Source organism: Actinophytocola sp. (assembly GCF_045807065.1).
GTDB lineage: Bacteria > Actinomycetota > Actinomycetes > Mycobacteriales > Pseudonocardiaceae > Actinophytocola.
In genome coordinates, this window is the sequence record NZ_JBJMIE010000255.1 from 1 (window position 1) to 5,827 (window position 5,827).

General features: G+C 72.0%; 7 protein-coding genes. 3 read left to right on the top strand and 4 right to left on the bottom strand.

From position 1 onward, the window contains the following. A partial coding sequence (locus ACJ73U_RS15035) for an SAVMC3_10250 family protein (RefSeq protein ID WP_407778230.1) occupies nucleotides 1-455 on the bottom strand: 455 nt, incomplete at its 3' end. Further along, nucleotides 455-1,117: a DUF427 domain-containing protein gene (locus ACJ73U_RS15040; RefSeq protein WP_407778231.1), complete on the bottom strand. Its 663-nt coding sequence runs from the start codon at nucleotides 1,115-1,117 to the stop codon at nucleotides 455-457. The genes ACJ73U_RS15035 and ACJ73U_RS15040, both read right to left, overlap by 1 nt. An 88-nt stretch (nucleotides 1,118-1,205) precedes the next feature. Between ACJ73U_RS15040 and ACJ73U_RS15045 the strand changes: the two genes are divergently transcribed. Further along, complete coding sequence (locus ACJ73U_RS15045; protein WP_407778232.1) at nucleotides 1,206-2,174, top strand: aldo/keto reductase; 969 nt, start codon at nucleotides 1,206-1,208, stop codon at nucleotides 2,172-2,174. 48 nt (nucleotides 2,175-2,222) lie between these two features. Further along, entirely contained in the window at nucleotides 2,223-2,939 is a 717-nt protein-coding gene (locus ACJ73U_RS15050; RefSeq protein WP_407778233.1) for a hypothetical protein, read from the top strand. A gap of 41 nt (nucleotides 2,940-2,980) precedes the next feature. On the opposite strand, the gene ACJ73U_RS15055 is transcribed toward ACJ73U_RS15050, so the two are convergent. Both ACJ73U_RS15055 and ACJ73U_RS15060 read right to left on the bottom strand, forming a co-directional pair. Continuing rightward, a complete protein-coding gene (locus tag ACJ73U_RS15055) occupies nucleotides 2,981-3,217 on the bottom strand; it encodes a hypothetical protein (RefSeq protein ID WP_407778234.1) in 237 nt (78 codons plus the stop codon). 25 nt (nucleotides 3,218-3,242) lie between these two features. After that, nucleotides 3,243-4,421 carry a S8 family peptidase gene (locus ACJ73U_RS15060; protein ID WP_407778235.1) on the bottom strand — a complete coding sequence of 393 codons (1,179 nt, stop codon included), beginning with the start codon at nucleotides 4,419-4,421 and terminating at the stop codon, nucleotides 3,243-3,245. Between the two features lie 125 nt (nucleotides 4,422-4,546). Between ACJ73U_RS15060 and mshC the strand changes: the two genes are divergently transcribed. After that, complete coding sequence (gene mshC / locus ACJ73U_RS15065; RefSeq protein WP_407778236.1) at nucleotides 4,547-5,785, top strand: cysteine--1-D-myo-inosityl 2-amino-2-deoxy-alpha-D-glucopyranoside ligase; 1,239 nt, start codon at nucleotides 4,547-4,549, stop codon at nucleotides 5,783-5,785. Nucleotides 5,786-5,827 lie beyond the last annotated feature (42 nt).

The window sequence follows — 5,827 nt, forward strand, 5'->3', positions numbered from 1 at the left end:
CGTCCGAGCCGGTCCGGCGCGCCGGACCGCTTCGCCATGGCGACGAGAAGTCGTTGCAGTGCGGGACCTCGGGACATGCCGAGCCAGGGCAGCTTGGCGGCCGGCGGCGCGGGCGCACCGATCAGGTGCTCGGGCGACCCGTGCAGGATGAGCCGTCGACCACCGGGCGCCTCGGCGAACACCAGGATGGGTGGCAGGTCCTCCAACTCCAGCACGAGGTAGCTCATCGCGGTCTCGAACTGCACCCACTCGCCGGGCCCCAGACCGTCCTCCTGGTACCAGCGGGCGATCCCGGAGAGGTGGTCGATGACCTCGTCGAGGTGCGAGTCGGCCGGCTGCTCGATGCCCACCTGCCCCACGCCCGGCACACCGATCTCCCGCACGCGGAACCATCGTCGGCGTTGCGGGCGGAACTCGGCCAGCTTCCGCTCGGAGAGGTAGATCAGCTCCCTCATCAGCTGAACGGGGTCGTCGGCCGCTCCTGTGGCTCGCCGTCCACGTAGAGGTCGACCTTCTCGTTGTAGAAGCACGCCATGCCGGCGACCTTCTGGCTCTCGGGCAGCGGCGTGCGGTAGATCCACACGATGTCCTCGTGCTCGCCGACGTGCCAGTACGACGCCGTCCCCTTGTACGGGCAGGACGTCCGGGTCGTCGACGGTCGCAGCAGGTCCAGGCGGACGTCGGACAGCGGCAGGTAGTACCGCGGCGGCAGGCCCGTCTCGAACAGGATGCGCGGCTGGCCCGACGACGCGACCACCTGCCCGTCGACACGGACCTCGACGTGCCGGGAGCTGGCCAGGACGTCCACCCGCTTGTACGGGTCGCGCGGGTGGACGTAGATCGGCTCGTCCTCCTCCAGCCACTCGTCCATCGCGGCGAACTCCAGGCGCACCAGGTCCTCCGCCAACCGCGCCGCGCCCGGCACGACCGTGGTGCCGGTCACCACGTCGTACGCGCCGTCGGCGGCGGGTTCCAGCTTCGCGTGCACGTCGGCCGCCGGCAGGTAGTACGTCGGGTAGTGCGGGATCTCCCACACGAGCACCGGCGCGCGACTGTCGGCGACCAGCTGCCCACCCGCGTACACCCGCACCCGTTTCGGGCTGACCTCACTGCGCATCCTGGCTCCATCGTTCGCTCCGCAAGCTCCCCTCAGCTCAAATTAGACCTGGACCTGGACCGCGCTCCACCCACCACCATGGGGTGACATGGACACACGACTGATCGGGGACCGCGAGGTCAGCGCTCTGGGCTTCGGCTGCTGGGCCATCGGCGGCCCCTTCTCCGACACCGACGGCAACCCCCTCGGCTGGGGCGAGGTCGACGACGACGAGTCGATCGCCGCCATCCGGCGTGCCCTGGAGCTGGGTGTCACCTTCTTCGACACCGCGGACATCTACGGCGCCGGGCACAGCGAGCGCGTGCTCGGCCGGGCCGTCGCCGGCCACCGCGACGAGGTGGTCATCGCCAGCAAGTGGGGCAACCTGTTCGACGAGGACACCAAGGTCCGCACCGGCTCGGACGTGACGCCCGAGTACATGCGCAAGGCCATCCGGGCCACCCTGACCCGGCTCGGCACCGACTACCTCGACCTGTACCAGCTCCACCCGGCGCCGTCCGTCGAGGAGGCCGAACCGCTGGCCGACACCGCGGAGGAACTCGTCAAGGAGGGCCTGATCCGCGGTTACGCGTGGAGCACGGACGACCCGGAGCGCGCGGCCGCCTGGGCGGGCCGGCCCGGCTGCGTGGCCGTGCAGCACGAGTGCAGCGTCCTGCACGACGCCCCGGAGATGCTGGACCTGTGCGAGCGGCACGGCCTGGCGAGCGTCAACCGGGGACCGCTGGCCATGGGCCTGCTCGGCCGCCGCGACCACACCCGCCCGGCGACCGGCGCCGACATCCGCACCGCCGCCCCGGAATGGCTGCGGTACTTCGCGAACGGCGTGCCGACACCGGAGTGGGGCGCCAGGGTCGACAGCCTCCGCGAGATCCTCACCAGCGACGGCCGCAGCCTCGCCCAGGGCGCGCTGGCCTGGCTGTGGGCCCGCAGCGGGCGCACGATCCCGATCCCGGGCTTCCGCAACGTCACGCAGGCGGAGGACAACGCGGGCGCGCTCGCCCACGGCCCCCTGACGCCGCGGCAGCTGGCGGAGGTCGCCGGCCTGCTGGCGGCCTGACCGGGTACCTTCGCGCCCGATGCCGGAGACGACCGCAGGGACCACACCGTGAACACCTTCGCGCCTCAGGACGGCTGGACCGTCACAGTCGAGGACGGCAAGGAGCACTACCGCCGCGAACACGGCCTCGCGGACGTGCTCGCGGTGTGGGACCCGGCCGGGCGGTCGGGCACGGTCTGCGTCCGCTCGACCTACGCGGGCTTCACCCGGACCCACGCCGACACCGCGGTCGACGACCCCGCCGCGTTCTGGACCGCCGCGAACCTGGCCGCCGACACGCTCGCCGCACCGATCCCGATCGCCGAGACGATGGACGGCCGCCCGAGGGCCACGCCCGAGGGGACGCCCCTGGCGGCGGACCTCACGTTCACGACGACCACCGGCCGCCCGATCGTGCTGACCGTCACCGACGAGCAGGCCGACACGTTGTCGAGCGAGTTCCACAGCCTCGAGGAGCACGTCTGGTCCGCGGACCGCACCGACGAACCCGAATCCCGCGCCGCCGTCGAGGACGAGGCGCCGCCGGGCGAACCGTCGACCGCGCACGCGCTGCTGGCGGTCCTCGAGTCCCGCTTCGGGCTGCCCGCGCACGAGCTGGTGGTCCAGGGCGACTGGCAGGTCTTCCTCATCCTCGGCGCGGACCGGATCCGGCCGCTCATGGCACGTGAGGACGAGCTGGTCGCCGCCATGGGCCGGTACTGGCACCACGAGTACAGCAGCCTGGTGGAACAGCCGTGCCTGGTCATCCGCCGTCCCCAAGGCTGACGACCCGGCTGGTGGACTTCCCGCAGGCCGTGTGAGCGTGCCTAGTACGTCGGCTCGTCCGGCGGCAGCTGGATCTCCCGGGACCGCTCCACCTCGGCGACGCCCGGCACGGTCGACAGGTTGCCCAGCGCGTCCCCGTCGACCGTGCCGGTCACGACCCCCACGCTGTCGAGGACCTCGCTCACCCGCAGTCCCGCCTGGCGCAGTGCCTCGACCACCGAGCCCATGTCCTCCACCTGGTCGTCGACCACCGAGATGACCACCTGCTCCTGCGCCACGTGGCCTCCTCGGCGACAACTCCGGTCAGGGTGCTTGGATCAATCCTGCCCCAACGTCCGTGCAGGGCAAAGGCAGCCGCCGGCCCATCTGCGACAGCCGCGCCCACAGCTCGAGCCCGCGTGCGCCCGTCGCCTGGGCGATCAGCGCGGCGGTGCCGGCCGCGTGCGGGGTCGCCATGCTGGTGCCGGAGATCCGCTTGTACCGCAGCGGCGTTGGCCAGCTGGAGTACACGTCCACGCCGGGGCCCGCGAGGTCGACCGCGCCGATACTGTCCACGGTCCCGCACGAGAAGTACGCGATCCTGCCGCCCACGTCGATCGCGCCCACCGACATGATCGAGGGACAGTTCGCCGGGTGGCCGACCGGGTTGGTCCGCCCGACCCGCCGGTCGCTCTCGTTGCCGGCGGCCGCGATGATCAGCGTGCCCTTCTGCATCGCCCTGGTCGCGACCCGCTCGAACGTGCGCGAGTACGCCTGGCCGGGCTGGGTCGGCGAGCCGAGCGACATCGACACGACCGCGCAGCCGGTGGTGATGGCCCAGTTGATGCCGTTGAGGATGCCGCCGTCGGCGCCGGAACCCGCGTTGCTCAGCACCTTGCCGACATGGATGTCCGCCTCGTAGGCGATGCCGTAGCCGGGGCCCGACTCCACCTCCCGAGGGCCGCACGAGGTGCCGACGCAGTGCGTGCCGTGGCCGTGCCCGTCCTGGACCTCCTCGTTCTGGACGAACGAGCTGGACACCACGGTCCGGTCCGCGAAGTCCGGGTGGTGCAGGTCGAACCCGGTGTCGAGAACGGCGACCTTGACGCCCTTGCCGGTCGCCGTGCTGTTCGGCGCGCCCGTGCGCTGCAGTCCCCAGGTGAAGAGTGTCTCGTCGACGGCCGCGACCGCCGGCTCGACGGTCGGCGTCGTGGGCTCGATGGCCCGCACGAACCGCTCGGGCTCGATCAGCGCGATGGGGCCGGACTCACCCACGGCCTGTGCGAGCGCGGTCACCTGGTCCGGGTCCGCGGACACGAGCGCGACGCCCAGCTCGTGCATCACGAGGCCCTCGGCCTCCCACAGGGCCCGGTTGTCCTCGGCGCCGGCCGAGCTCTCCGCGCGGATGCCCGCCACGCGGCTGAGCTCCTGGGTCGCGGTGGACCAGTCGTCCTCCATCAGTACGAGGTACCTGCCGGTGGTTCCGTCCGCTGCCGCTGTCATCGTCCCTACCTTCTTCCGCGAATAGCGCGTCGTCCGGTAGTTCGGCATCCCAGCATGTGGTGTAACGGGCCTCACATGATCTGGGGCGGATCGTGTTCACGAGTCGTACGTTTATCGTCGGAAGCATGCAGAGCTGGCCATCCACCCCCGTGTCCCGGGTTCCAGGCACCCCCCGCCCGCTGCGGCTCTACGACACCGCGGCCAGGGAGATCCGCCCGACGGCGCCCGGTCCGACGGCGAGAATGTACGTCTGCGGCATCACCCCGTACGACGCCACCCATCTCGGGCACGCCGCGACCTACCTCGCGTTCGACCTCGTGCACCGGCAGTGGCTGGACAACGGCCACGAGGTGCACTACGTCCAGAACGTCACCGACGTCGACGACCCGCTGCTGGAGCGCGCCGAACGCGACCAGGACGACTGGGTCGTGCTGGCGATGCGCGAGACCGCGTTGTTCCGCGAGGACATGACCGCGCTGCGGGTGCTGCCGCCGCGGGACTACCTCGGCGCCGTGGAGTCCATCCCGGAGATCGTCGAGGCGGTCGCCAAGCTGCTCACCGACGGCGTCGCCTACCGGGTGGCCGACCACGAGCACCCGGACATCTACTACTCGCACCTGGCCTCCGGTCGGTTCGGCGAGGTGTCCCACTACTCGCCGGAGGAGATGGCCAGGTACTTCGCCGAGCGCGGCGGCGACCCGGACCGCCCCGGCAAGCGGCACCCGCTCGACGCGTTGCTGTGGCGTGCCGCGCGGCCGGGGGAGCCGAGCTGGGAGAGCGAGCTGGGGCCGGGCCGCCCGGGCTGGCACATCGAGTGCAGCGTGATCGCCCTGAACCGCCTCGGCATGAGCTTCGACGTGCAGGGCGGCGGCTCGGACCTGATCTTCCCGCACCATGAGTTCAGCGCCGCCCACGCCGAGGCGCTGACCGGCGAGAACCCGTTCGCCCGGCACTACGCGCACGCCGGCATGATCGGCCTGGACGGCGAGAAGATGTCCAAGTCGCGCGGCAACCTGGTGTTCGTGTCCCGCCTGCGCGCCGACAAGGTCGACCCGATGGCCGTCCGGCTCGGCCTGCTGTCCGGGCACTACCGGTCCGACCGCCCCTGGACACCCGAGGTGCTGGCCACCGCGGAGGCCCGCCTGGCCCGCTGGCGCTCGGCGGTCGAGGTGGCCGCGGCGCCACCCGCCGAGGACGTGGTCGCCCGCCTGCGCGACCACCTGTCGAACGACCTGGACACCGAACGCGCCCTGGCCGCGGTCGACGCCTGGGCGGACGCCGCCCTGACCGTGGGCGGCCAGGACACCGAGGCCCCCGCACTGGTCCGCACCGCGGTGGACGCGCTGCTGGGGGTGCTCCTCTAGCGTGGCGCCGGCCGCACTCCTGCCCCGAGCAGCAGTGCGGCC